The sequence below is a fragment of the Spiroplasma endosymbiont of Panzeria rudis genome (assembly GCF_964019705.1).
Classification (GTDB): Bacteria; Bacillota_I; Bacilli_A; order Mycoplasmatales; family VBWQ01; genus Spiroplasma_E; species Spiroplasma_E ixodetis_A.
Map to the genome: position 1 here is coordinate 738,427 of NZ_OZ026460.1, position 25,229 is coordinate 763,655.

At 22.8% G+C, this 25,229-nt stretch carries 27 protein-coding genes, 1 other RNA gene and 2 pseudogenes; 15 read left to right on the plus strand and 15 right to left on the minus strand.

What is annotated here, in order from left to right:
* Positions 1-339 precede the first annotated feature (339 nt).
* From AACK89_RS04165 to AACK89_RS04180, 4 genes are all read right to left on the minus strand, one after another.
* Positions 340-1,203 (minus strand): DegV family protein, encoded by an 864-nt coding sequence (locus AACK89_RS04165; protein ID WP_281748924.1) that lies wholly within the window; start codon positions 1,201-1,203, stop codon positions 340-342.
* Between the two features lie 171 nt (positions 1,204-1,374).
* Entirely contained in the window at positions 1,375-1,686 is a 312-nt protein-coding gene (locus AACK89_RS04170; protein ID WP_338962401.1) for a single-stranded DNA-binding protein, read from the minus strand.
* Between the two features lie 204 nt (positions 1,687-1,890).
* Positions 1,891-2,157, minus strand: coding sequence for a hypothetical protein (locus tag AACK89_RS04175; protein WP_338977415.1), 267 nt, complete (start codon positions 2,155-2,157; stop codon positions 1,891-1,893).
* Positions 2,158-2,423: 266 nt separating this feature from the next.
* Positions 2,424-2,711 carry a hypothetical protein gene (locus AACK89_RS04180; protein WP_338977418.1) on the minus strand — a complete coding sequence of 96 codons (288 nt, stop codon included), beginning with the start codon at positions 2,709-2,711 and terminating at the stop codon, positions 2,424-2,426.
* 95 nt (positions 2,712-2,806) lie between these two features.
* Here AACK89_RS04180 and AACK89_RS04185 point away from each other — a divergent pair.
* The 4 genes and pseudogenes from AACK89_RS04185 (at position 2,807) to AACK89_RS04200 (ending at position 6,800) form a co-directional block, all read left to right on the plus strand.
* Positions 2,807-3,905: pseudogene (locus tag AACK89_RS04185) on the plus strand (IS3 family transposase).
* A 130-nt stretch (positions 3,906-4,035) separates the two neighbouring features.
* Positions 4,036-5,274 (plus strand): IS256 family transposase, encoded by a 1,239-nt coding sequence (locus AACK89_RS04190; RefSeq protein WP_338979284.1) that lies wholly within the window; start codon positions 4,036-4,038, stop codon positions 5,272-5,274.
* A gap of 87 nt (positions 5,275-5,361) precedes the next feature.
* Positions 5,362-6,486, plus strand: coding sequence for a hypothetical protein (locus AACK89_RS04195; protein WP_338977420.1), 1,125 nt, complete (start codon positions 5,362-5,364; stop codon positions 6,484-6,486).
* Between the two features lie 158 nt (positions 6,487-6,644).
* A complete protein-coding gene (locus AACK89_RS04200; RefSeq protein WP_338977422.1) occupies positions 6,645-6,800 on the plus strand; it encodes a hypothetical protein in 156 nt (51 codons plus the stop codon).
* A 63-nt stretch (positions 6,801-6,863) separates the two neighbouring features.
* Here AACK89_RS04200 and AACK89_RS04205 read toward each other — a convergent pair whose 3' ends face one another.
* From AACK89_RS04205 to AACK89_RS04225, 5 genes and pseudogenes are all read right to left on the minus strand, one after another.
* Complete coding sequence (locus AACK89_RS04205) at positions 6,864-8,105, minus strand: DEAD/DEAH box helicase (protein ID WP_338977423.1); 1,242 nt, start codon at positions 8,103-8,105, stop codon at positions 6,864-6,866.
* A 459-nt stretch (positions 8,106-8,564) separates the two neighbouring features.
* Entirely contained in the window at positions 8,565-10,172 is a 1,608-nt protein-coding gene (locus AACK89_RS04210) for a hypothetical protein (RefSeq protein WP_338977425.1), read from the minus strand.
* Between the two features lie 250 nt (positions 10,173-10,422).
* A pseudogene (locus tag AACK89_RS04215) lies at positions 10,423-10,905 on the minus strand (IS3 family transposase); the annotation flags it as partial.
* A 417-nt stretch (positions 10,906-11,322) separates the two neighbouring features.
* Entirely contained in the window at positions 11,323-11,817 is a 495-nt protein-coding gene (locus AACK89_RS04220; protein ID WP_338973740.1) for a hypothetical protein, read from the minus strand.
* 253 nt (positions 11,818-12,070) lie between these two features.
* On the minus strand, positions 12,071-13,075 hold the full coding sequence (locus tag AACK89_RS04225; protein ID WP_338977427.1) for a hypothetical protein: 1,005 nt from the start codon (positions 13,073-13,075) through the stop codon (positions 12,071-12,073).
* Between AACK89_RS04225 and AACK89_RS04230 the strand changes: the two genes are divergently transcribed.
* Positions 13,034-14,133, plus strand: a protein-coding gene (locus AACK89_RS04230) for an IS3 family transposase (RefSeq protein WP_338977430.1) whose coding sequence is annotated in 2 segments (ribosomal slippage) — positions 13,034-13,277 and positions 13,277-14,133 — 1,101 coding nt in all. Because the reading frame shifts where the segments join, the coding sequence is not laid out codon by codon here. The two genes, AACK89_RS04225 and AACK89_RS04230, sit on opposite strands and share 42 nt — an antisense overlap.
* A 4-nt stretch (positions 14,134-14,137) precedes the next feature.
* Here the strand turns inward: AACK89_RS04230 and AACK89_RS07675 are convergent.
* The 3 genes from AACK89_RS07675 to AACK89_RS04240 all read right to left on the minus strand — a co-directional run bounded on the left by AACK89_RS07675 (position 14,138) and on the right by AACK89_RS04240 (position 15,194).
* Positions 14,138-14,407, minus strand: coding sequence for a CinA family protein (locus AACK89_RS07675; protein WP_422397458.1), 270 nt, complete (start codon positions 14,405-14,407; stop codon positions 14,138-14,140).
* Positions 14,408-14,497: 90 nt separating this feature from the next.
* Positions 14,498-14,847: RNase P RNA component class B (gene rnpB, locus AACK89_RS04235), an RNA gene on the minus strand.
* 29 nt (positions 14,848-14,876) lie between these two features.
* Positions 14,877-15,194, minus strand: a complete 318-nt coding sequence (locus tag AACK89_RS04240; protein WP_281749393.1) for a DivIVA domain-containing protein — start codon at positions 15,192-15,194, stop codon at positions 14,877-14,879.
* Between the two features lie 76 nt (positions 15,195-15,270).
* Here AACK89_RS04240 and AACK89_RS04245 point away from each other — a divergent pair, with 76 nt between their 5' ends.
* Positions 15,271-15,732: a Holliday junction resolvase RecU gene (locus tag AACK89_RS04245; RefSeq protein WP_338975498.1), complete on the plus strand. Its 462-nt coding sequence runs from the start codon at positions 15,271-15,273 to the stop codon at positions 15,730-15,732.
* On the opposite strand, the gene AACK89_RS04250 is transcribed toward AACK89_RS04245, so the two are convergent.
* Positions 15,729-16,043 carry an HU family DNA-binding protein gene (locus tag AACK89_RS04250; protein ID WP_281749389.1) on the minus strand — a complete coding sequence of 105 codons (315 nt, stop codon included), beginning with the start codon at positions 16,041-16,043 and terminating at the stop codon, positions 15,729-15,731. The genes AACK89_RS04245 and AACK89_RS04250 overlap by 4 nt on opposite strands.
* Before the next feature lie 503 nt (positions 16,044-16,546).
* On the opposite strand from AACK89_RS04250, the gene AACK89_RS04255 reads away from it, so the two are divergent.
* Positions 16,547-16,927 carry a RidA family protein gene (locus tag AACK89_RS04255; protein WP_338977433.1) on the plus strand — a complete coding sequence of 127 codons (381 nt, stop codon included), beginning with the start codon at positions 16,547-16,549 and terminating at the stop codon, positions 16,925-16,927.
* 482 nt (positions 16,928-17,409) lie between these two features.
* Here AACK89_RS04255 and AACK89_RS04260 read toward each other — a convergent pair whose 3' ends face one another.
* Both AACK89_RS04260 and AACK89_RS04265 read right to left on the minus strand, forming a co-directional pair.
* Entirely contained in the window at positions 17,410-18,309 is a 900-nt protein-coding gene (locus AACK89_RS04260; protein ID WP_338979269.1) for an IS3 family transposase, read from the minus strand.
* A 310-nt stretch (positions 18,310-18,619) separates the two neighbouring features.
* Entirely contained in the window at positions 18,620-19,762 is a 1,143-nt protein-coding gene (locus tag AACK89_RS04265) for an Mbov_0401 family ICE element transposase-like protein (protein ID WP_338977434.1), read from the minus strand.
* A gap of 121 nt (positions 19,763-19,883) precedes the next feature.
* On the opposite strand from AACK89_RS04265, the gene AACK89_RS04270 reads away from it, so the two are divergent.
* From AACK89_RS04270 to AACK89_RS04305, 8 genes are all read left to right on the plus strand, one after another.
* Complete coding sequence (locus tag AACK89_RS04270; protein WP_338977436.1) at positions 19,884-20,264, plus strand: hypothetical protein; 381 nt, start codon at positions 19,884-19,886, stop codon at positions 20,262-20,264.
* A 138-nt stretch (positions 20,265-20,402) separates the two neighbouring features.
* Positions 20,403-20,948: a hypothetical protein gene (locus tag AACK89_RS04275; protein WP_338977437.1), complete on the plus strand. Its 546-nt coding sequence runs from the start codon at positions 20,403-20,405 to the stop codon at positions 20,946-20,948.
* A 12-nt stretch (positions 20,949-20,960) separates the two neighbouring features.
* Positions 20,961-22,280 (plus strand): hypothetical protein, encoded by a 1,320-nt coding sequence (locus tag AACK89_RS04280; RefSeq protein ID WP_338977439.1) that lies wholly within the window; start codon positions 20,961-20,963, stop codon positions 22,278-22,280.
* A gap of 3 nt (positions 22,281-22,283) precedes the next feature.
* Positions 22,284-22,574: a hypothetical protein gene (locus AACK89_RS04285; protein WP_338977442.1), complete on the plus strand. Its 291-nt coding sequence runs from the start codon at positions 22,284-22,286 to the stop codon at positions 22,572-22,574.
* Positions 22,540-23,418, plus strand: coding sequence for a hypothetical protein (locus tag AACK89_RS04290; protein ID WP_338977444.1), 879 nt, complete (start codon positions 22,540-22,542; stop codon positions 23,416-23,418). Before AACK89_RS04285 ends, AACK89_RS04290 begins: the two co-directional genes overlap by 35 nt.
* Positions 23,418-24,329, plus strand: coding sequence for a hypothetical protein (locus AACK89_RS04295; RefSeq protein ID WP_338977445.1), 912 nt, complete (start codon positions 23,418-23,420; stop codon positions 24,327-24,329). The genes AACK89_RS04290 and AACK89_RS04295 overlap by 1 nt, the downstream gene beginning before the upstream one ends.
* Complete coding sequence (locus tag AACK89_RS04300; protein ID WP_338977448.1) at positions 24,330-24,848, plus strand: hypothetical protein; 519 nt, start codon at positions 24,330-24,332, stop codon at positions 24,846-24,848.
* A 3-nt stretch (positions 24,849-24,851) separates the two neighbouring features.
* Positions 24,852-25,199 (plus strand): hypothetical protein, encoded by a 348-nt coding sequence (locus tag AACK89_RS04305; RefSeq protein WP_338977451.1) that lies wholly within the window; start codon positions 24,852-24,854, stop codon positions 25,197-25,199.
* Positions 25,200-25,229: the final 30 nt, after the last annotated feature.

Sequence of the window (25,229 nt, forward strand, 5' to 3'; positions counted from 1 at the left end):
AATAGTTATACTATGAAATGGTTAAGGATACTTAATAAAAACATTTTTTAATTTTATAGTTAAAGCTCAATAAATTAAAAAACCATTACTTTGATTTATAGATATTTATTTTATTAAATTTTTTCAATTATTTCTTTAGTTTAAAACTTTAACTATTAATAAGAATTTAAATCATAATATTTAATATTTTATTATTTATAATTTATAAGTTGAAAAAAATCTGAATGTTAGTAAACTAAATTAACCTTTACTAACATTCTTTTTTAGATTTAAATTTTTTTATATATTTTTCTAAAAAAACAGCATACTTAATCAATCTTTTATAAAACTACTTTTTTATTAGACTTCTTTTACTCATTGATTAGGTACTACTGAAAAACCAATAGTATTATTACCAGTATGTGTTTTTAAAATATTACATAATGGTTCAACTTTATATTTGGTAAATCCTCTATTTTTTACTTTTTTAATTGCTTCATCAATAATATCTTTTCTACATCAACCATCAATAATATATATTGTTTCTTTAGTAACATCTTTAATTTTAGTAATAATATCTAACATTTCTTCCATAGCTTTACTTAAAGTTCTAACTCTACCAATATTATCAATTGTTTCTTTACATCTTAAAATTGGTTTAAAACGTAAAAAATTACCAATTCTTGCTTTACTCATTGGTAATCTACCACCACGAGCTAAAAATTTTAAATCATTAGGAGCAATATAAGATTCATAAGTTTTGCGGAATTTATTTAAAATTTCTAAAATTTCAGGAATTTTTTTTCCATTTTTAACAAGAGTAAAAGCAATTAAAACCATAAATTTTAAAGGTATTGAAGCAGCACCTGTTTCTAAAATATGGACTTTATTTTTATATTTTTCTTCTTTTTGTAAAACTTGCGAACTTGCATATTGTCCTGAAGCATTATTAGCAATTGGTAAAAATAAAATTTGATCATATTTACTCAAAGCATTATCTCAATATTGTTCAAGTTTACCACGACTAGTTTGACTAGTTTTTAAAATATAGTGTTCATCAATCATCTTTTTACGAATTGTTTCACTATCAATATCAATATTATTATCATCATAAGCATTTTCTCCTTCAATAATATTTAAAGGAATAATTATTATTTCAGGATATTTTTTCATATCTTCAAGGGTAAAACCAGTAGCTGAATCACTTACAATTCCAATTTTCATTTTGTTTGCTCCTAACCTTTTATACTAATAAATTATAGTAAAATTATAACAAATTTATTTTACTATATATCGTTTTAATTTGAAAAAATATAAAGTGACTATAAACTTATTAGTAGTAAAAATAAAAATAGTCTTAATTATTGAGTAATTAAGACTATTTTTTAATTAGTTTTAAGTTAAATAAATAATACGATCAGCAATAATTTCTGTATAGTAAAAATCATTAGATTTATTAGCAAATGTTTGAATTCTACCTTTAATACCAATAATTGCATTCTTTTTTAATAGTGTTTTTAATTCCTCTGTATTAGCTATTCAAGTTTTAATAGTGATAAAATCAATTTCAAATTGATTTTGACGATTTTTAAAAGGTCTTTCAACTGCCATTATAAACTTGGTTCATTTTGTTGGAATTTGTTCTCTGGTTGGTATTATTTCTGGTTCATTCATTAATTTACCTACTAATACAACATTATTTATCATTTTAACACCCCCTCTTATTTGATAATTATAAATTTAGTTCATAAATAAAATATCAAATTATTTTATTTATGAATAAAAGAAAAAATAAATTAATTCAACAAACTCAAATATTAAAATAAGATTAGATAAAATAATTTATTAATTAACACAAAAAGAGCATTGTCAACTGCTCTTTTTGTAAAATATAATTGTGTTAATATAGTTTTAATCTAAAACTGGTAATGATCCAATTCTTGAATCTTTTAGTGCATTTATTTTCCCAAAATCTACTTGTAATCACACTCTCTGAACATTAATAAATCTAGTAATTTTATTACCATTTTTAGCGGCATCATAAAAAAATGTATAAACTTTTGTATTTAATAAACCAATTAAATCTTCTCATTGCTTTTGTTTATATGGTGAAAATTCTAATTTAAAACCAGAGGCTAAACTTCCTTTTTTAACTCCCAGATTATTATAAAGTTTCAAATCAGGTAAAATTTTTCGAAATTCTTCACTAACATCTAAATCCTTATTGTCGGCTGTATTAATAATATAAGATTTTAAAATTTCATTATTTTTGATAATATCAATTTGACATTTACCTGCTTCTAATTCAAAACCATCTTCGGTATATTTTTCTTTAATTTCTCCTGGAAAAGTATTTTTAATACTAACAGTTAAACTAACAATTTCAGCATATTCTTCATATGAATAAACACCAATTTCATCACCAGTTTTGAAACCTAAATCTTTTAAAAATGTGCTGCATTAGCATTTTCTGCCCTATATTTATGAGGTTGTACACCTGTTCTTAACAATTTATTTTTAAAAAGATCATTAATTTTCATTAAGTGATCATCTGCAATAACAGAATATTTTTCACTATCAGATGTATTATCATAGTTTAATTTTTGTAAAATTAAACTTTTACCATCAGTATCATATCAACCTAATAATTGTGCATATTTACTGTCTAATTGTGGTAATGAATAATTATCACATGCAACTGTACTAAGGGTTGCTGTTGTTGATATTCCCACAGTAGCTGTCGTTGCTAATTGGATAGGTTACACTTTATTGGACACTAATTACGTAGACAAGTGAACAAATTAGTTAAAAGAAAGGAACTATAATTATGGCCAATATTAACTCATATACCGATGAATTTAAAAAACAAATAGTAGCTTTATATCAAAGCGGTAAGTCAGTGTCTTGTCTTGCTAAAGAGTACAATGTTACAAGAGCAGCTACTTATAATTGAATTAAGCAATTTACTAATTCAGGCAGTTTTAAAACTAAAGATAATCGTTCTATTGAAGAAAATGAATTAATTAAATTAAGAAAAGAATTAAAACAGTTACGAATGGAAAATGATATTTTAAAGCAAGCAGCACTAATAATAGGCAGAAAATAGAAATTATTGCTAAAAATAAAGTTAAATATAAAATTCGCACAATGTGTCGTTTTTTAAAACTTTCTAAATCAACATATTATTTTAATTTAAAGGAAAAAGAAAAAAACAAAATAATATTTATGATGAAGCTGTTATTAGTGCTTTTAAAGAAAATAAAGAAGTTTATGGAACAAGAAGATTAAAAGTTGTTCTAAAAGAAAAGAATATTTATTTGTCACGCAGAAAAATTAAAGAAATTATGAATAAACATAATTTAATATCAAAATACACTAAATTATCATTCAAAAATCATCATAATAAAGTCAACGATAGTCAAATAACCAATATCGTTAATAGAAACTTTAATAATAGGCTTAAAAATGAAGTTATTGTTAGTGATTTAACTTATGTTCAAGTTAATGGTAAATGAAACTATATTTGCCTATTAATTGACCTATTTAACCGCTAAATTATTGGACATAGTGTAGGTACTAAAAAAGATGCATCATTAGTACATCAAGCATTTATGCACTCAAATCGTTGTTTAAAAGATATTCAAATATTTCATAGTGATCGCGGTAATGAATTTAATAATAAAATTATTGATAAACTTTTACTAGCATTCAATATTAATCGCTCTTTAAGCAAAAAAGGTTGTCCTTATGATAACGCTGTTGCTGAAGCAACTTTTAAAACTTTCAAAATTGAATTTATTAATGATAAAAATTTTACATCATTAATCCAATTAAAATTAGAATTATTTGATTACATCAACTGATATAACAACATAAGAATTCACAGCACTTTAAACTACTTAACTCCAGTTAATTATCAAAAATAAATGTCTACCAAAAAATAGTCCTAAAAAGGGTTGCCAGGAAATGTTTAGTAATCTGTGTAACTTACAAAAATAACTATGTTTAATTAATTCTAGTAAATATAATTAAATGACTAGAAAGAGTGAGTTACAGATGGCTAAAAAAGATAACTTTAATAATAATGATCCAATATCAAAAGCAGTAGATTTATTACTAGAAAATACTGAAGATTTAACAACAGTTTTTAAACCTGGCGGTTTATATAAAGAATTAACAAAAAGATTAGTTGAAAAAATGTTGAATTCTGAAATGCAAAATTATTTAGGATATGAAAAAAATCAACATAGTACTACTGAAAATGCTCGTAATGGTACAAGTTCAAAAAAATTAATAACTCAACAAGGTAAAATTGAAATTGATGTACCAAGAGATCGCAATAGTAATTTTACTCCTGTAATAGTTCCTAAAAGGCAAAGAAGATTTGATGGTTTTGATCAACAAGTTCTTTCCTTGTATGCAAAAGGAATGACATTATCTGACATTAGAATGCAGTTGCAAGAGTTATATCATGGTGCTGATATTAGTGAAAGTGTTATTAGTCAAACTACTGATGATGTTATTGATGATGTTAAAGCATGACAAAATCGACCATTAGAAAGTATTTATCCTATTGTTTATTTTGATTGTATAGTAGTTAAAGTACGACAAGATAAACGGATTATTAACAAATCAGTTTATATAGCATTAGGAGTTGATTTAGAAGGCAAAAAAGATGTTTTAGGATTATGAATTAGTGAAAATGAAGGTTCTAAGTTTTGATTATCTAATTTCACAGAAATGAAAAATCGTGGCTTAAATGATATTCTTATTGCTTGTAGTGATAATTTAACAGGCATGTCAGAAGCAATACAATCAGTTTATCCTAAAACAGAACATCAATTATGCATTGTTCATCAAATTAGAAATAGTTTAAAATATGTTTCATACAAACATCGAAAAGGTCTAGTTGCAGATTTAAAACCAATTTATAGTGCATGTAGTGAAGAACAAGCAATGCAAGCTTTAGAATCGTTTGAAAGTAAATGAAATAAACAATATCCTCAAATTACTAAATCTTGATATAAAAATTGAGATAATTTAATGGTTTTTATTAGTTATCCAGTAGAAATCAAAAGAGTGATTTATACTACAAATGCTATTGAATCTGTTAATAGTCAATTACGAAAAATCATCAGAAATAAAAAAGTTTTTCCTAATGATATGGCAGTTTTCAAAATATTTTACTTGGCAATTGAAAATATAACAAAAAAATGAACATTGCCTATTCAAAATTGAAATACAGCAATTGCTCATTTTATGATAAAATTTGAAGACAGAATTAATCTAAATTAGTAACTTTGTAAAACAAAGATACACAGATTATTAAAAAGCCTCGAAATATTTGAAACACTTTTATTTGAAGAAGACCATCAAAAATTAATGAAATATTTTTCAAATATTTCCATACTTAATGATTTAATACAGAAATTTAATCAAATTGAAAATTGTGTAGAAACAGAATTTGAATATCATCCAAATTTTAAAAAAGAAATTGAACGAATTAAAAAACTAATTATTAATTCACAAATAGAAAATAATAATGCTAATAATGATATTGAAATTAAACAAGTAATATCTTTAGCAAATAAAACAATTAAAACTATGGAACAACAAAATAATAAACCAATAGCATTAGTAACTAATTGAGGACGTAATCTTTTAGTTAATTTAACTTTAGAAACACTAACATGGGCAGGTAGTCATATTATTCTAACTGGTTCATCAGAAAATACTTCTAAAGAAGATTTTAATTTACATGATTGAATCACGAAAGACATTTTTACTACAGGTGCTTTAGCAGCAAATATAAGTCGTTATTTCGTTATGAGACCAATTAATAATATTTTTAAATCGGGTTTAACAAACTTAGGAATTCCAACTAATCTTTGTCCTGAAAAACTTTCAAAATGAGTTGAAAAACAAACTAGATATAAAAAAATATTAATGGCAATCCCTTTATTTTTATCAGTCACTTGTACTGTTAATGCTGTTAAAACAGAAGCTGCATTAGTTACTGAATATGGATTTCAAAAAGCCACAAAATTATTTTATGAAAAATTTGTTAGATGAACAACATTAGGATTTTCAATTGGTGTAACAGCAATTGATATGATTGCTTTTGCTATTTCTGATTTTTATAAAGATGTATTTAATCAACCAATAACTATAAAAAAAATCACAGAAATATTAACTAGTTGTTGTGGATTTACTAAAAAAGAAGCAGTTTTTCTTGAAAAACATTTAGAAAAATTAGAAAACAATGGGAAATTCACAACTCTTGATGAATTGTTTAAAAAATATCAGGAAGAAGAATTTGAAGATTCTGGTATTGAAGAAGTTTTATCACAACAAATAGAATCAGAAAAATCATCAAATGAAAAAGAAACTGATGACGAAACATCAATAGAAGAATTTCCTATTGACAATCCATATCAATTTGCAAATGATATAAATAACCAACCATCAACAAGTACAGGAATATACCATCCAATGTCATTCAATTAAAAGCACTATTTAAATTTAATTTTTAGTCACTCTTTTAAAAAGAGTGACTTTTTTAATATTTTATATTTATTTTTTTTCTAAAAAATGTACACTGATTTTGCGTATTTTAGATGTATAAGAATAAATATGCCAAAAAAAATAGTGAGAAAGGGATTTTTATGGATGAAAAAAATAAAAGAGAAAAAGAAATAGCAAGAATAAAAGAAAAAATTGCAGATAATAAATTAAAAAAAGAATCCGAAAAAGCTGAAAAAGAAAGACAACAACAAGAAATCGAAAATAAGAAAAAAAATGAAAATAAAAAAACTTTATAAAAATAATATTTAAAGAAAAAATCACTTAATAATTAAGTGATTTTTTTATAAAAATGAATAATTTTAATATTTTGGTTTTCTTTTTCATTTTGAATTATTATCAACATTACGTTTAAAATCATTTCTATTGTTATGAGATGAAAAATTTAATTTAGTCGGTACTTTAACAACATTTTTAGGTAAATCTCAACCTGTAGTATCTAGTAAAGTAATTTCGTGATTTTGATAATATTGAATTTCTTGAATTTCATTATATTGAACTCTATTACTTACTAAAGTAATAGCAGTGCCTTGTGCTCCAGCACGAGCTGTTCTACCAATACGATGAGTATAGTACTCATATTCGTGTGGAATATCATAATTAAAAACATAATCAATACCATTAATGTCAATTCCTCTAGCAACAACATCAGTAGCAATTAGTACTTTAACCTTACCATTTTTAAATTGTCTCATTGCTTCCATACGTTCTCTTTGACTTTTATCACCGTTAATAACAGCACATTTAATATTATTTTGTTCTAATAATTGTGCGATTTTGTTAGTAAAATCTTTTGTATTTGAAAAAACAATACTTAATTGTGGTTGTAATTTTTGATATAAAGCAACTAATGCAGTTTCTTTTGTTATATTACGACAATCAAAATAATATTGTTTAATATTTGCTTGTTGTAATTTTTGACTTTCATCTTCAACACTAATACTAACTGGATTATTTTGATAATCATCAGCAATTTTTAAAACTGGTTTTGACATTGTCGCTGAAAAAAGAACAGTTTGAATATTTTGAGGTGAATTTTCAAATAAGAAATCAATATCTTTTTTAAATCCCATTTTTAACATTTCATCTGCTTCATCTAAAACTAATGTTTTAATTGAATTTAATCTTAAACTGCCACGATTAATATGATCAGTAATTCTTCCTGGTGTTCCAACAACTATGTTACTAGTTCTTAAATCATATAATTGATTTCTAATATTAACACCACCGCATAATAAAGCAACATTAACGCCATTTAAAAAATAAGCATATTTTTTTACTTGTTTAGCAACTTGGATTGCCAATTCTCTAGTTGGACAAACAATAATGGCTTGATTACGATATAATTTTATATCTAAATTATGTAATATAGGTAAGACAAAGGCAGCAGTTTTTCCGGTTCCGGTATGACTTTTTCCAATAATATCTTTTTTTTGTAAAGAAACTGGAATTGTCTTCTTTTGAATTGGTGTTGGGGTAGTATAACCCCATTTAGCAATAGCAGCAGTTAATTCTTGTTTTAATTTTAGTTCTGTAAAACTCATATATTTCTCCTTAAAAATAAATTTTGAATAAATTTAGAAAAAATGATAATTATAACCTGAAAAATAACCTCTAAAAGAGGATTATTTTAAAAAAGGATTAGTTTTATTTATTATTTATATATAATATACTTACTTACATTTTAAAGTATTAATTCATCTAATTTTTCTAAAATTAAAAGTTGTCAAATAATTTCATGATATTATTTATTTCTTTGACATCATTAACAACTTTTTTTGATATTTTTTTATCAATCATATCTTAAAAGAAAATTGCGAATTAATCAACAACTTAAATATAATACACTATTTTTAATTAAATGTAAATATAAATTTATAGAAATGAAAATATAAAAATAATAATTAAAATACTATACAAATTTTTAAATTTATTAAAATTAAAAATTTAAATTATATTAGAAATTTTTTATCATAACAAAAAATTTTGAAAAATAATATAAATTATCAAACATCAGTATCTGCTTTTTTAATAATTCAATTATCAAATAAAATATGATTATTTTTATGATTCTTAATCATTCCAGTTAAAAAATTAGTGTTTGCATAACGAATAGTTAAATAATTATAACCATGCATACCACCCGCATTTCTTTTAACTTTAAATGTATTATCATCTACTTTTTCCACACTAGTTCTATCACTTAAAGTTGGATTTTTTGCTCCTTTTCAAAGACCATTTAAAGTAACTGAAATATTACCTTTAATAAGATTTTCGGTTGTAGCTTTAGAACTTATTTTTGAACTAATATAGTCACTAATATCACTCATTGTTTTATTATTTTGAACAAAATTATCAAAATCTCCGGGATTCATATATATTGTTAAATTATTATCAGTAGTGATATCAATACGCCCTTTAGCAAATTCACTTTTTGTATAAAATATTTTACCTAATGCTGTTGCTGTTTGCTTTGCTCATTCACCTTGCGTTTGATTAGGGCTAATATTAATAAAATCTAAAGTCATTGGCGTTAATCTTAATCCTGAAATGCTTCAATCACTAATAGTGATTTTTCCAAAAGCATTAATTTTATTTTTACTTTCTTCAGGCACTCCTTGTTTTCCAACAAGTCACTTAGTAATCTCATCTGAAAAAGTTGTTGCTGTTGGTGATAAATAATTTTTCAAAGAATCAATTGCTTCATCAATTGTAGATTTAGTAAGCGCTTCATACATATGATCACCACTAGCATAAACATCATTTTTTTGAAGAACTTCTGATTGAGCATTAATATCAACTTTAGTAATATTAACTTTATTGTTATTAAGTTTTCTAGTAATTAATTCTTTTGCTTTTTGTAATAAACTTTCACTATCAGTAGTGGTGCTTTCTATTTGTATCATAAAATCTTTTAATACTTTTGTTACATTACCAGTTGAAGCTTCAATTAAAGACTTTAAATTAGCTCCAGTATTAGCGTAATTAAAATCAAAAATATTAGATACTTCAATTTCTGTCTTTTTGTTACTTTCATCTTTATAAGATAATTTTAATTTTAAGTCTGCAGCAAGTTTATATCACATTGTTATGTTATACGTTGCTGGATCATAATTTTCAATACCAAAATCAGCTTTTTCCTTAGTTCAATTGAATTGTTTATTTGTCATTTTTGTTCCATTAAAATCAATTTTTAAAATTTCACTAGTAGTTATATTATTAAATAATGGTTTTAAATCAGATGGTTGTAATAAATAATCCTCAATAATAAGATTTGTAATATCTTTTTGAAGCCTAGTTAAAAATATATCCTTTATTTTACTATCAACCAGAGTGTCACTATCTTTAGGTAAACTATTTAAATTATTAGTAATATCTTTTCCAGATTCACCAAATTCATCTTCAAAAGTTAAATTCTTATATTCACTAATTAAATTTGCAAGTCCTAAACTAATTTGCTCTTTAGCTTTTTTTAATAATTCTTGTACATCAGCATTTTCCGATACTTCATCATCAGTATCAGAACTATTACCATTTCCACATGCCACTACATTTACTGCTAATGGTGCTGTTAATCCAAAAATTGATAATAATTTTAATATTCCCTTCACTCTAGTACCCTCCTAAAATTTCTTTTAATATATTTTATTAAAGTTTTAGTATATTCTATAATATTTATAATTAAAATGTTGTGAATATATTAACTTTAATATTTCAGTAAACTAATAAGTTTATAAAAAATCAAGTTTAATTTAATAATTAAAAAATAAGCATTGTAATCATAATTATTAGATTATCTTTTATATCAAAATTTGTTAAATGGAATGGCAACCCTTTTTAGGACTATTTTTTGGTAGACATTTATTTTTGATAATTAACTGGAGTTAAGTAGTTTAAAGTGCTGTGAATTCTTATGTTGTTATATCAGTTGATGTAATCAAATAATTCTAATTTTAATTGGATTAATGATGTAAAATTTTTATCATTAATAAATTCAATTTTGAAAGTTTTAAAAGTTGCTTCAGCAACAGCGTTATCATAAGGACAACCTTTTTTGCTTAAAGAGCGATTAATATTGAATGCTAGTAAAAGTTTATCAATAATTTTATTATTAAATTCATTACCGCGATCACTATGAAATATTTGAATATCTTTTAAACAACGATTTGAGTGCATAAATGCTTGATGTACTAATGATGCATCTTTTTTAGTACCTACACTATGTCCAATAATTTCGCGGTTAAATAGGTCAATTAATAGGCAAATATAGTTTCATTTACCATTAACTTGAACATAAGTTAAATCACTAACAATAACTTCATTTTTAAGCCTATTATTAAAGTTATCTTTTTTAGCCATCTGTAACTCACTCTTTCTAGTCATTTAATTATATTTACTAGAATTAATTAAACATAGTTATTTTTGTAAGTTACACAGATTACTAAACATTTCCACAAAAATTTCTACACAATTTTTTAGTGATATTAATAATTGAACACCAGTAACAGGAAATTTTCCAAACTCAAAAGTTTTTTTAGAAATTCATTTTGGTAATGTAAGTATCCATAGAATTGATTGTGGAATAGCTCCTACAGAATAAATTAAATTCGATTTTCATTACTTTCAAAATTTTAAAAATCAACTTTCAATAGCCTTACTTAAATAAAATTCTTCAATAATATAAATAAACATACAAAAAGTTATCAGAAATGATAACTTTTTGTAAATAAATTAAATATAAATCTTATATAATTACTTCAATTATGTTAATTTACTATAACTTGTATTGGGTTTATTACTATCATTATACTTTTTTTCATGATTAACAATACTCTTAATGTTATTGAAATTATTTTTTTGTTGTTCTAAAATTCTAATTTTTTTATCTTTTTCTATCCTTAATAAATTCATTTCGGATTTTAAATTATTTTTTTCTTGTTCTTGATTTTTATTTAAAAATTCTAAGTTAATAATTTTTCCTTCAATATATTTAATATGTCTTCAATGAAATGTAATTCTTTCTCTCATTGCTCTATTTTCTTGACAATTTCCACTTTTTTCTAAACATGGTGAAGATAATAATTTTTTATGTTCTGAATCTTCTCTTTTAAGTTCTTCTAAAAAATTAGATACTTGTCTTTGATTATCACTTATATTTTTGATACAAGTTTCTAAATTACTTTTAATAATAGCCATTTTTTGTTCAATTAAATTTATTTCTACATTTAATATATTTATTTCTTGCTCTCTATTCATCTTTTTTTCCTTTCAATCTAAACTCATTTATTTTAAAATAAAAACTATATTAAGTTTATAATAATTATAAATTAATAATTTTTAATTTTAATTTTTTAACTTACTTTGTATATCCTTTTTTAATTATTTACTTAATTTATATAAAAAAATATTAAAAATGAGAGTATTATCTCTCATTTATCTTTTTAATAAAATTAATATTTCAAAATTATATGATTAACAGTAAAACTAAATAAATATAATCTGTTAAATTCTAACTAAAGGTTACACCTTGCAAGTTAATATTCCATACTCGATCACGGAAACATTTAACTGTATCAACGCTTCAATTAATGCTTACATAAACATTTTCTTCATCATGTCAAATATGAATATAACCATGTAATTCAAGAAAGGCTCCTCAAAATCCACCATCATAATAGTAACTAAGCTCAAATATATTTTTGTTTCTATCATTACTAATATCATTAGTACTAATACTTAATTGCGAACCTTTTAATTTTTGATCAGTATAAGTATTACAATAAAGACTAAAATACGAATTATCACCAAAACTTAATTTACTAAACTTATTAGAAAAACTATCTCAATCTGGTGCATAATTTGTTCAATTAGATAATAGAGGAATATCAGAGCTGGTTCAAGTACTTTTTAACGAACCAACACTATTAGTTTCATTATAATTATAATTTAGTTGATCATTATTAATACTACTACTATCAATAGTAAAATCAGCAACTATCTTTCCTTTATAAATAGTTTCATCACCACTAATAGTTACTTGTTGATTAGTAATATCATCTTCACTAAATTTAATTGCATCTAGCTTTACATTTGGATTACTTTTGCTAATCGCAGTTTTAATTTCTTCAATATTTGGTTTTGATAATCCATTAGTTTTAATTGTTCCTAAATTTAAATTTTTAAAAACATCACTTAAAAGCTCTGTTTTATCACAATCATAAGTAACAACAATACTATCATTGCTATAAAATTTACCATCACCATTAATAACTGCACTATTATCAGTAATTTTATCAACTATAATTTTGCTTACATCAAGATTATAGTTAGCGGTTTTAAGTGCTAAAATTAATTGCTCTTTACTTGGTGTATTTTGTCCAGGAATATTCAAAGTTGGTAATTTATTATTTAAAATACTATTTAAATCAATAAGTAAATTATTAATTACTACATCAGCACCAGAACTATAATTATGGCCAATATTAACTCATATACCGATGAATTTAAAAAACAAATAGTAGCTTTATATCAAAGCGGTAAGTCAGTGTCTTGTCTTGCTAAAGAGTACAATGTTACAAGAGCAGCTACTTATAATTGAATTAAGCAATTTACTAATTCAGGCAGTTTTAAAACTAAAGATAATCGTTCTATTGAAGAAAATGAATTAATTAAATTAAGAAAAGAATTAAAACAGTTACCAATGGAAAATGATATTTTAAAGCAAGCAGCACTAATAATAGGAAGAAAATAGAAATTATTGCTAAAAATAAAGTTAAATATAAAATTCGCACAATGTGTCGTTTTTTAAAACTTTCTAAATCAACATATTATTTTAATTTAAAGGAAAAAGAAAAAAAACAAAATAATATTTATGATGAAGCTGTTATTAGTGCTTTTAAAGAAAATAAAGAAGTTTATGGAACAAGAAGATTAAAAGTTGTTCTAAAAGAAAAGAATATTTATTTGTCACGCAGAAAAATTAAAGAAATTATGAATAAACATAATTTAATATCAAAATACACTAAATTATCATTCAAAAATCATCATAATAAAGTCAACGATAGTCAAATAACCAATATCGTTAATAGAAACTTTAATAATAGGCTTAAAAATGAAGTTATTGTTAGTGATTTAACTTATGTTCAAGTTAATGGTAAATGAAACTATATTTGCCTATTAATTGACCTATTTAACCGCGAAATTATTGGACATAGTGTAGGTACTAAAAAAGATGCATCATTAGTACATCAAGCATTTATGCACTCAAATCGTTGTTTAAAAGATATTCAAATATTTCATAGTGATCGCGGTAATGAATTTAATAATAAAATTATTGATAAACTTTTACTAGCATTCAATATTAATCGCTCTTTAAGCAAAAAAGGTTGTCCTTATGATAACGCTGTTGCTGAAGCAACTTTTAAAAATTTCAAAATTGAATTTATTAATGATAAAAATTTTACATCATTAATCCAATTAAAATTAGAATTATTTGATTACATCAACTGATATAACAACATAAGAATTCACAGCACTTTAAACTACTTAACTCCAGTTAATTATCAAAAATAAATGTCTACCAAAAAATAGTCCTAAAAAGGGTTGCCATTCCACTAATAGCAATATTTGTTTTTAAAATTTTTTGTGTATTTAAAGCCATTTCTATAGCACATTGTTTACTTATTACACCATATTTTTCAATGGTTGTTTTTTTAATTTTAATAATATTGATTTTTGATTCATTAGTATACGTTATAAAACCACCACTAAAATATTTAGAAGCACCAGCAATACTAGTAATCTCTTGAGCAAAAAGTCCACCAGTAATACTTTCACAACAACTAATTCTTTAATTAAATTTATCTAATAAAACTAAAAGTTCAGTCATTTTCAAACCTTCAATCAAATAATTTACAATACAAAAAAAGAATAAAAAAATCATAAGCCACGTTCTGTTCTTGCTTCTTGCAAGTGCTAACCATTTATCTACTATTGTAAACAATAGTTCGGTTTATTATTCATTTCTAATAAACCAATGCCCCTACCTAAATTTGGGTTTCTCGCTTGTGGGGTTTATCTCGTTCCAGCTTTTAAGTTTCCTTAAAACTCGTCTCTATGACACTTTTATAGACTAGAACCTTATTTAATAAAAAACTTAGGTTTTTGTCAGCCGTCAGAATTACTGCTTAGAGTTATCGTTTTCTCTAACACAAACATTACTTTCATCACAGAAAGTGCGAGCGTGGACTTTCCTCTACATACTAATGCAGCGATTAGCTCATTTTTTATTCTTTTAGAAGAAAATTATAACATATTTATTCTTCATGTACAATACTTTCTAATTTGCTTAATCTCGTAATAATATCAACATTTTCTACACCTTTTTCTTCTAATTTTTGTTTTTCTTGTTTTAAAACTAAAATTTGTGTTTTTAAAATATCAATTTCTTTAAGTAACTTGTAATTATTATTTTCTAAAATTGCATTTTGCTTTTTTAGTTTATTTACAAATTCTTCTAGTATTTCATAATTAGTAGCTACTAAATCAAGAAATAAATCTACTTCTTTAGAATCATAGCCTTTATAATCAACAGTAAATTCTTTATCTATAATATCCTTTTTACAAATATTCATATTTATACCTCCTTTAATTAAAAGGAAAACTATTCCAAAGTTAGTAATATTCTATATGTAAGGGGGAATTAAAATAATGTTTTATGCTAACCGCGGAATGTTTCTTGAAACTATAATTAATTATACTATTGAAATTATAAATAATGAAAAACAAGCACTAATTTTTAAACAAAATCCACCAAGTTTATATCAAAACAATAAAATTTTTAAAGAAAAAAGTAATGTTGATTATCATGGAGTTTATCATGGTAAATATTTGTGTTTTGAAGCAAAAAGTACTAAGTCTTTAACATTACCATGAAATAATTTTAAAAAATATCAACTTGAATACTTAGAAAATGCTTTTTATCTTAATGCTATTAGTTTTGTTATTATTTATTTTTCACAACATAATGCCTTTTTCTTAGTTTTTTGAGAAAAATTAAAATTTTTAAAAGTTCAAAAAAAAGCACTGACATATAAAAAAATAGAACAAAATGGATATAAATTAGAAATTATATATCCATTTTATCTTGATTTTTTAAAATTTTTAATTTAAGAAACTAAAGTTTCTGTTTGTTGATTAGTATGTTTTTTAAATTCAGAACTAGCTTTAAATTTAGGTGCTTTAGAAGCACTAATTACAATAGATTCACCAGTTTGGGGATTACGACCTGTTCTTGCTTCACGAATAATAGTTTCAAATATTCCAAATTTTGGTATATTAATTTTACCACCATTTGCAACTTCAACTTTTATCTCTTCAAAAAATAAATCAATAATATTAGTCGCTAAGGCAATTGTGACGTCAGACTTTTGCGCCACTATCTTAATAATTTCTGTCTTTGTTTTAGAATTACTTTTTGCCATAAAAGATTTCCTCCTAATGTTTTAAGAATTATAATTATAATGTCTATTATAGATATTATTATAACTACGTTATCTTCAAACCAATTTAAAAATGTTACTGGTCTGTAATCAAATTATATAGTAACATTTTATAAAGTGAACCATAAAATGTATTTTTTTTCTAAAAAAATGATAAAATTACTTTAATAATATTTTTTTACACTTATAAAGGTTAAAAAATAAAAATAAAATTTAATTTTCAATACTGATAATAAAATATTAAATAAATATTTTATTAAAATTAAAATGAAAAAAATTATTAAAGTGAAAAATAATTAATTAAAAAAAGAAAAGAAAATCATGTAAAATATATTTATAGTTGTTCAAGTTTTAATAATTAATGATGCTAATTTTATATTACTATTAATTATTTAATATCACCTAAATAACTTAAAAATAACGCTACATTTTACTAATATATTCAATGATGCAAAACATAATAATTTTAGAAAGAGTGATAAACTATGAAAAATATTATTCATACTCCTAATGTTCCTGCTGCCATTGGGCCATATAGTCAAGCAATAATTGCAGGTGACTTTTTATATATTTCTGGGCAATTACCAATTAATAGTAAAACAGGTGAATTTATTGGCACTGACATTTCTTCACAAACTAAACAAAGTTTATTAAATATTAAAGCAATTTGTGAAGCTGCTAATATTACTTTAAATAATATTGTAAAAGTTAATATTTTCTTAAAAGACTTAAATCACTTTGTTGAAATGAATAAAGTTTATGGAGAAATATTTGGTGCACACGCTCCAGCAAGAGCAGCAGTTCAAGTTGCTAGAATTCCCAAAGATGCATTAATTGAAATTGAAGCAATTGCTTATTTAAAATAATTTTTCTAATTTTATTTTTTTATTGCATATATAAATTTTTAACTATAAAATTAAATCAAGATTTATTTAGAAAAAGTACTTTAAAATTTAAAAAGTTTTATTCATATAATAATGATATTAGTAAAATGAACTAATATCATTTTTAATGATACATTACTACACTTTCCAATTTAATATTCTTACTACAATTTCACACTTTTCTCAAAATTCTAAATATTTTATACTTAAAACAATAATAAAATACATTCTAAATAAATCTTAACTTTAAAAATAAATTATAAATTAACAAAAAATAATATTCAACATTACTTAAAGTATAAATAAAATAATAATTGAATTTAAAATATAAATTTAAAGATTACTAGTAAAAGTAACCTTTTTTATATTCCAATTGATAATTAAATTTTAATACATATAATATAGGTTTTAATTATAATAAATTGGAATGGCAACCCTTTTTAGGACTATTTTTTGGTAGACATTTATTTTTGATAATTAACTGGAGTTAAGTAGTTTAAAGTGCTGTGAATTCTTATGTTGTTATATCAGTTGATGTAATCAAATAATTCTAATTTTAATTGGATTAATGATGTAAAATTTTTATCATTAATAAATTCAATTTTGAAAGTTTTAAAAGTTGCTTCAGCAACAGCGTTATCATAAGGACAACCTTTTTTGCTTAAAGAGCGATTAATATTGAATGCTAGTAAAAGTTTATCAATAATTTTATTATTAAATTCATTACCGCGATCACTATGAAATATTTGAATATCTTTTAAACAACGATTTGAGTGCATAAATGCTTGATGTACTAATGATGCATCTTTTTTAGTACCTACACTATGTCCAATAATTTCGCGGTTAAATAGGTCAATTAATAGGCAAATATAGTTTCATTTACCATTAACTTGAACATAAGTTAAATCACTAACAATAACTTCATTTTTAAGCCTATTATTAAAGTTTCTATTAACGATATTGGTTATTTGACTATCGTTGACTTTATTATGATGATTTTTGAATGATAATTTAGTGTATTTTGATATTAAATTATGTTTATTCATAATTTCTTTAATTTTTCTGCGTGACAAATAAATATTCTTTTCTTTTAGAACAACTTTTAATCTTCTTGTTCCATAAACTTCTTTATTTTCTTTAAAAGCACTAATAACAGCTTCATCATAAATATTATTTTGTTTTTTTTCTTTTTCCTTTAAATTAAAATAATATGTTGATTTAGAAAGTTTTAAAAAACGACACATTGTGCGAATTTTATATTTAACTTTATTTTTAGCAATAATTTCTATTTTCTGCCTATTATTAGTGCTGCTTGCTTTAAAATATCATTTTCCATTCGTAACTGTTTTAATTCTTTTCTTAATTTAATTAATTCATTTTCTTCAATAGAACGATTATCTTTAGTTTTAAAACTGCCTGAATTAGTAAATTGCTTAATTCAATTATAAGTAGCTGCTCTTGTAACATTGTACTCTTTAGCAAGACAGGGTGAGTAAAGTTAATAGTTATAATTTAATTTTCTTTAAATAAAAGACAACATTAAATTATTTAATTGTATTTACATTATATACTATTTTATATTATTTTACAAGTTTTTTAGTGTATAGATTTTAATTATTTTAAAACTAAAATTCCTAACTATTTAGGTTTAAGATTTATTAAATTTTTAACAATTTAAAGTAAAAGATTTAATTTATTAATTCTTGCTGAATTAATGATAAGCATATTATCAAGTACTTTATCATTATAAATTTTAGCACCATATCCTTTTAAAGATTTAACTAAATGTGAAACATCACTTTCAGCACAAACACCTTGATTTCAATTTTCTTTTTGATTTATAACTCCTTCTTTATTATTTTTAAAATATTTATATATTTGTTCATCAACTTTATTTTCTTTTAAAAAATCTAATAATTGATAATATTCACCATTAACAAATAAATCATATGCATTTGTTAATTTTTTATTATCTATTTTTCTATTAAAAATAAATCCTTTTTTAAGTGCTTTAAATGCATGATGTCTATCAATTACATAAGGAATATTTTCATTTTTAGCAGAAGTTTTAATTCAAGGCGCACCATCACCAATAAATACTAAACTACTTTTATTATAAATATATTGTAAATCAAGAAATTCATAAATTTTATTAATAAATTCTTGTTTTTTAATTCTTTGACCATTTTTAGTTTTCATATAAGTAATTTTTTTATCTTTTAAAACATTTCTACTTTTAGTAGATTTTTCTAAATCTTTTCCTTTATTTGCACTAATTGTACGAATACGATTTTTTTGTTTTTTATTATTAAATAATGAACTAATAAAACAATCATCCATATTTACAAATAATTTTTCAGTTGGTAATACTATCTTTTTTTCTGTTACTTTTTCAACATTTATTACTGCATTTTTCATTACATTAGTCATATATGTTTTAGAAAAATTAGTATTTTTTATTATATCTTGTACATCAGATTGTCTTTTACCATTACCTGAATTTTTTATTATTGTATGTTCTAAACTAGTAAGTGTTCTTTTTCTTTTTTTAAGTTTTATATAATCATCTAAAGGATAATAATATTTATTAGTTTCTAATATTAAATAACCTCTACGATAAAAATTATTTATTTTACCATATTGAGTATTTGGACTTCTTTTTGCTGTTTTAACATATTTATATTTAGTTTTATCATATATATTTTGATGTCAAAAATCATCATATGCTTTTAATAAATTTGTGAAATAATTTAAACCATTATTTTTAATTTGATTATCAAGTTCATCATAATTAAGTTCATTATTAAGAAAATTCATAATATTATTTCCTTTCTTAATTTATGATTTTTATTATAGTAATTTTAGAAAAAAAGTTTGGAAATATGATAATTGTAAAATGATATAATTAAATATATATGTTTTAAAATAAGGTGATAATATGCCAGAAAAAGAGAAAAAATATGGTGAAAAATTAAGTGTTAATTATAAAACTCAAATTGATAATTATTTAAGAACCAAGAAAGTTATATTAACACCACAAGGATTAAATAATGCACTTGGAATTGATAGAAAATTTGTTTATGATTGCCGACGTAGAAGCAATCCATGACGTAAAAATTTTATTAAAGATTATGATAATGCAAGAGCAATAATTTCAACTCATATGTTAGAAAAATCATTAGTAAAACCAGAATTAATTTATAAACATTGACAAGTTAGTTATCCAAATGAAATTGATATTAATGAAGAAGATAATAACACACAAAGTAATATAATTATTAATATTTCTGAACCTAGAAAAATAGAAAATAATGATTAGAAACCTATAATAAATATAGGTTTTTTTCTTTATTTTAAAGGGTAAAAATGATATAATTTAATAAAGCGATTATGTTATTTTTAACATAAGTTACAAGGGATTATCAAAAAAGCGATTATTAAACAAGGGAGTATTTTTATGTCTAATTTTGAAGTTAAAGAAAAAAAAGAAACTTATTCTTTTGAAGAATTACAAGAAACTTTAAAACAACAAAGAAATGTTGTATATGCTCAAGCAAAAGATGAATTTCTTAAAAAAGAATTAGAACCTAAATTAACTGAATATGAAACTAAAATAAAAGAATATGAAAATAAAATTAATAGTTTTGAAGAGCAACAATTATTTTCAAATATTAAAGATACTAAAAAAGTAAATTTAATTAAAAATTTAATGAGTACTGATAATTATAAATCTTTATCAAAAAAAGAAGCATTTAATAAAATAAATGAAGATTATAAAGATTTTTTAATTGATAAAACAGAACCTATTAAACAAGAAAATAAACTTAATTCAAATGATTTTAATCCTAAAACTCTTTTAGATTTACATACAAATAGTATTAATCCAGAAGAATTAGAAAGAAAATTAAATGAAAAAGCAAAAACTACAGGTATTACTGATGTTAATGAATTAGAAAAACTTGTAAATTTAGCAAGAGGAAATGCACTTCAATCTATTAAATAGAAAGAGGATAAAATGGCAATTCCACAAATACCTAAAGCATTTATTATTGGTGGTAATTCTCCTACTGAAAATGCTGTTTTAAGTGTACTTGAAGCACAAGTACGTGGTGAATTAACTGCTGAATTAAGTACTTTATTTATGAGAAATACTGTTACTGCTGACCAAATAGCAAATATTAGTGGTGTAGCAATGGCAATTTATAGAGCAACTGTTCGTGTATTATGAGGTTCAACATGAGATGAATTTACTGGTACAAAAAGACAAAAAGGAACAGTTAAAACAACAACATTAATTATTGATAAAGAATTAACAATTGATTTCAATATTCCAGAATTTGATATTGAAAGATTTATGACTTCACCAGCAAATATAGCAACACAAATTGTATCAAATTGAACAAGTTCATTTATGAGAAATTTAAGAGAAAATTTTGAATTAATATTTTTACAAGGTACAAAAGATTATGCAATTGCTAAATCATTAGTATTACCTTTAAATTTAAATAATATGACTAAAGAACAAGCATTAAATGCTTATTATACAATTGGAGAAAAAAATAATAAATTAATTAAAAAAGTAGATGATATTACAGTTGGTATTAATAAAGTAGATTTAACTGGTGCTTGTGGTATTGATAGTAGTTTTAATCTTGCAAAAGCATTTACATTATTAAATTATGGACAAATTTCAGCAAATACTTTAGCAACTGGAAAAAGATATACAAATCAAATTATGGGAATGGAATTTTATGAAAGTTTTTATTTAGAACAAAATTTTATACATGATACTGTTTCTGGTATGCATTTAGAAAAGGATTATAAATTATTAGATTTATTTGGAGTAGTTTATAACAGATATATGTGAGGTATGCCTATTTCATTTACTAAAGTAAGAAATAAATTAGATAATGCTACAGATAATATTCGTATTATTGGTAAAGCATTATATGCATTACCAAGTGCTATTAGACCTAATTTAATGTATATTATTCAAGAAAAAATGCCAACAGTAGATGAAATTAAAGAAGCAAGAACAAAAAATTATAAAGTTGATGCAACTAATATTAATGCTACTTATCAAAGTACTGATTATGATAATATGAATATTTTAGATTTACAAGATGTAATTTATTATAAAGATTTAGGAAAAATTACTATTGCTGGTGATAATCCTACTAGTGATGAATTAGATACTGCAGTAGTAAAAATTGGTAATGTTGGATTTACACCTAAGAAAGCCACATATAGTGCTATAACATCTACTTCTGCTACTATGACTGGTAATAAAACTGATTATTATGGAACAGTTAAATTAACATTTACTAAGGCTTAAATTATGGAATTTATATATAAGTATTTTAATGATAAATCACATATTATTATAAATTCACCAAAGCCAGAAGATTTAAATAGTTCACAAGATATATTAGCAATATTACTTTATGAATTTTCAACATTAAATCCTAATTATATAAGAGTAAGTAATGTACATGATAATTTTGCTGTTTGTGTTGGAGATAATATTAATTTAAAAGGTAAAATAGTTATTAAAATTGAAAAATCTACTAATTTATTAAAAGGAGTAAATAAATATGCCACAACATGCTGAGACTACACAATTGAATAATTATACTTTATTAAAAATAATACGCTCTTCAATAAGTCCATTATCTGCAATGATAGGTATATCTGCTTATTATGGTCAATTAATAGGTAATCCAGTGTTAGGTTCAATTAATAGTTTATTATTTGGTAAAAAATTAGGTTTAGATATATGAAATTTAAATCAAATGCCAAGTGCAAAAACTAAATTATTAAATAGTTCTAAAAAAATATTACTAGGTTTAGGAACAATTGGATTAGCCAATTATAGTAAATTTATAAACACTATAATTGAACCAATAGAACCAACTACAACACCTATGCCTATAACTAGTACTACTATAATCCCTATACATACAACAACATTAAGTACTACAACTACTAGTACAACAACTGTTAATCCATTTCCAGATAATTTATTTAGTATTTTATTTAATAATAATTCTAATAATTTAATGGATTGAGATACTTATATTTCATTAAATGCTTATGGTATAGCAAATGTTATTAGTGGTTTAACTGAGTTAATACCAAATAAATTTGAAGCAATAAAAAAGATTTGTAATATGGCTACTGGTGGATGTTTAATATCAAGTGGTGTTGCAATGGGTATTAATAATGATTTTAATAATGCTTATGCTATTCCTACAATAGTTGCTGGTGCAAGTGAAATTATTCATAATTTATTACCAATGGAAACTAATCATAATAATACAGAAATGCAAGAAACTTCATTTACAAATGAAATAGCACATTTAATTAATAATGATAATAGATTTTCAATTAATAGTGAAACAAATAGTCAATATGGTAGTGATAATATGAGTGAAGTACCATTAACATGAGATTATAATCACATGAGATTATAATGTTACCTTTAATTATTGAATGAATATATTATGCTTTAGCTAGTAATGATATTAAATTAGCATTAATAAATGCTTTAAAACAATATTATAAAAATCAATCATTAAAAGCAGTATTTGAAAATGAAAATATTAGTGAAAAAGAAATACATCAACCATATAGTGTTTTTAATCCAAATATACTTAAAAAATTAATAAGTATATTAAAACCTAGTGAATTATCTATATTACAAAATGAAATTAATAAATTTAAAAATCCAGTAAATAGTTTTAAAAAATCTATTATGTCAACAGAAATTAGAACTGTTAAAAATTATGTAAATAAAGTAAATAATTTATTTAAAGATAATGAAGAAGAAATACCAGATAATGCATGAGAAGTATTATCAAGTTCATGATTTAAAAAAGGAAGATTTATTATTGATAATAAAAATTTAAAAATTGGAACTTTAACAACATTATTTCAAAGTGATAATGATAAAAGACAAATATGATATGGTCCTTATACTTATCCAGCATTTCCACAAGAAATATGAATATTAATGACACAAGCTAAAGGTAAAAATGGTACTGGTGCTGGAACTATATTTTGAAAATTTTGAAATAGAAAATGATTACCAAGTCAATTAAGAAAATATGTTAAAAGTGAATTAGCAAAAAAAGGTAAATATTATGGTTCACAAGATACTAGTGTAATTTATCCAAATAATATTAATGTACAAAAAACTATGCATTTTATTAATAGATTAGAAAAAGGTTTTTTTAAATTAAAAGAATATAAAACTTTATCTAAAAATGAAATAGGAAGTAATCAATGAAGATATGAAAGAAAACAATTATTAAAAAATTCTTTACATACAAATAAATATATAAAAATTAAAAGAAATTCTAATTTTTATAAAACATGAAAGTAGGTGATAATTATTATTGAATTAGATAAACCAATTAAACCAATTGGTATATGAAATACTATTAATCCATTAAGTAAAGATAATAAAGAATATAAAAGATTAAATAAAATTTGATTTAATAAAAATAGTACTCATATAGATAAAATTAAAATTTTAATATCAAATATTTTAAAAATAACTAGTCATAGTCTTGGTATGTTTATAACATTATTTTTTACAATAACACCTTGATTAATACCTAAAATACCAATATCAATGGGAATAGGAAATTATACAAATCAATATAATTTTACTTGACCTGACCATTTAATATTAACTTTATTTCCTATGTTTGGTCATATTAGTTTAAATATTATTACTAAATTAGGTAATTATGGAAAATTAATTAAATATATATTAATAACTATACCAATTATTATTACAAGTCCTTATTTAATATATCAATATAAAGAAATTAAAAAACATAAAAAAGAATGTCAATTATGTAAACAACATTCAAATAAAATACAATTGGAGGAATAAAAAATGAATTTTTCAATAGAATGAATTTCAGTAATATGTGGAGCAGTAGCTACTGGAATAACTATATCAGGAGGATTAGCTTTATCTAGTAAATTAATTAAAAAATCAAAACAAAATAAAATATCAAAAGAATTAAAAAGAGATAAAGAAATTGAATTTATTAAATCAAATATTAAACAAATAAATTCTCAATTACAATTAGAAACTACATCAATTGCTAAATCTTTAGATAGTTTTAATAATGATAATGAAAAAGATGAAGTATTTAAAAATACTATTATTAGTCAAAGAGCTTCTAAAAAAGAATTATCAGAAAAAGATAAGAAAAAAGCAACTAAAGTTGGAATTTAAAGGGTTTAAATACCCTTTATTTTACATTAA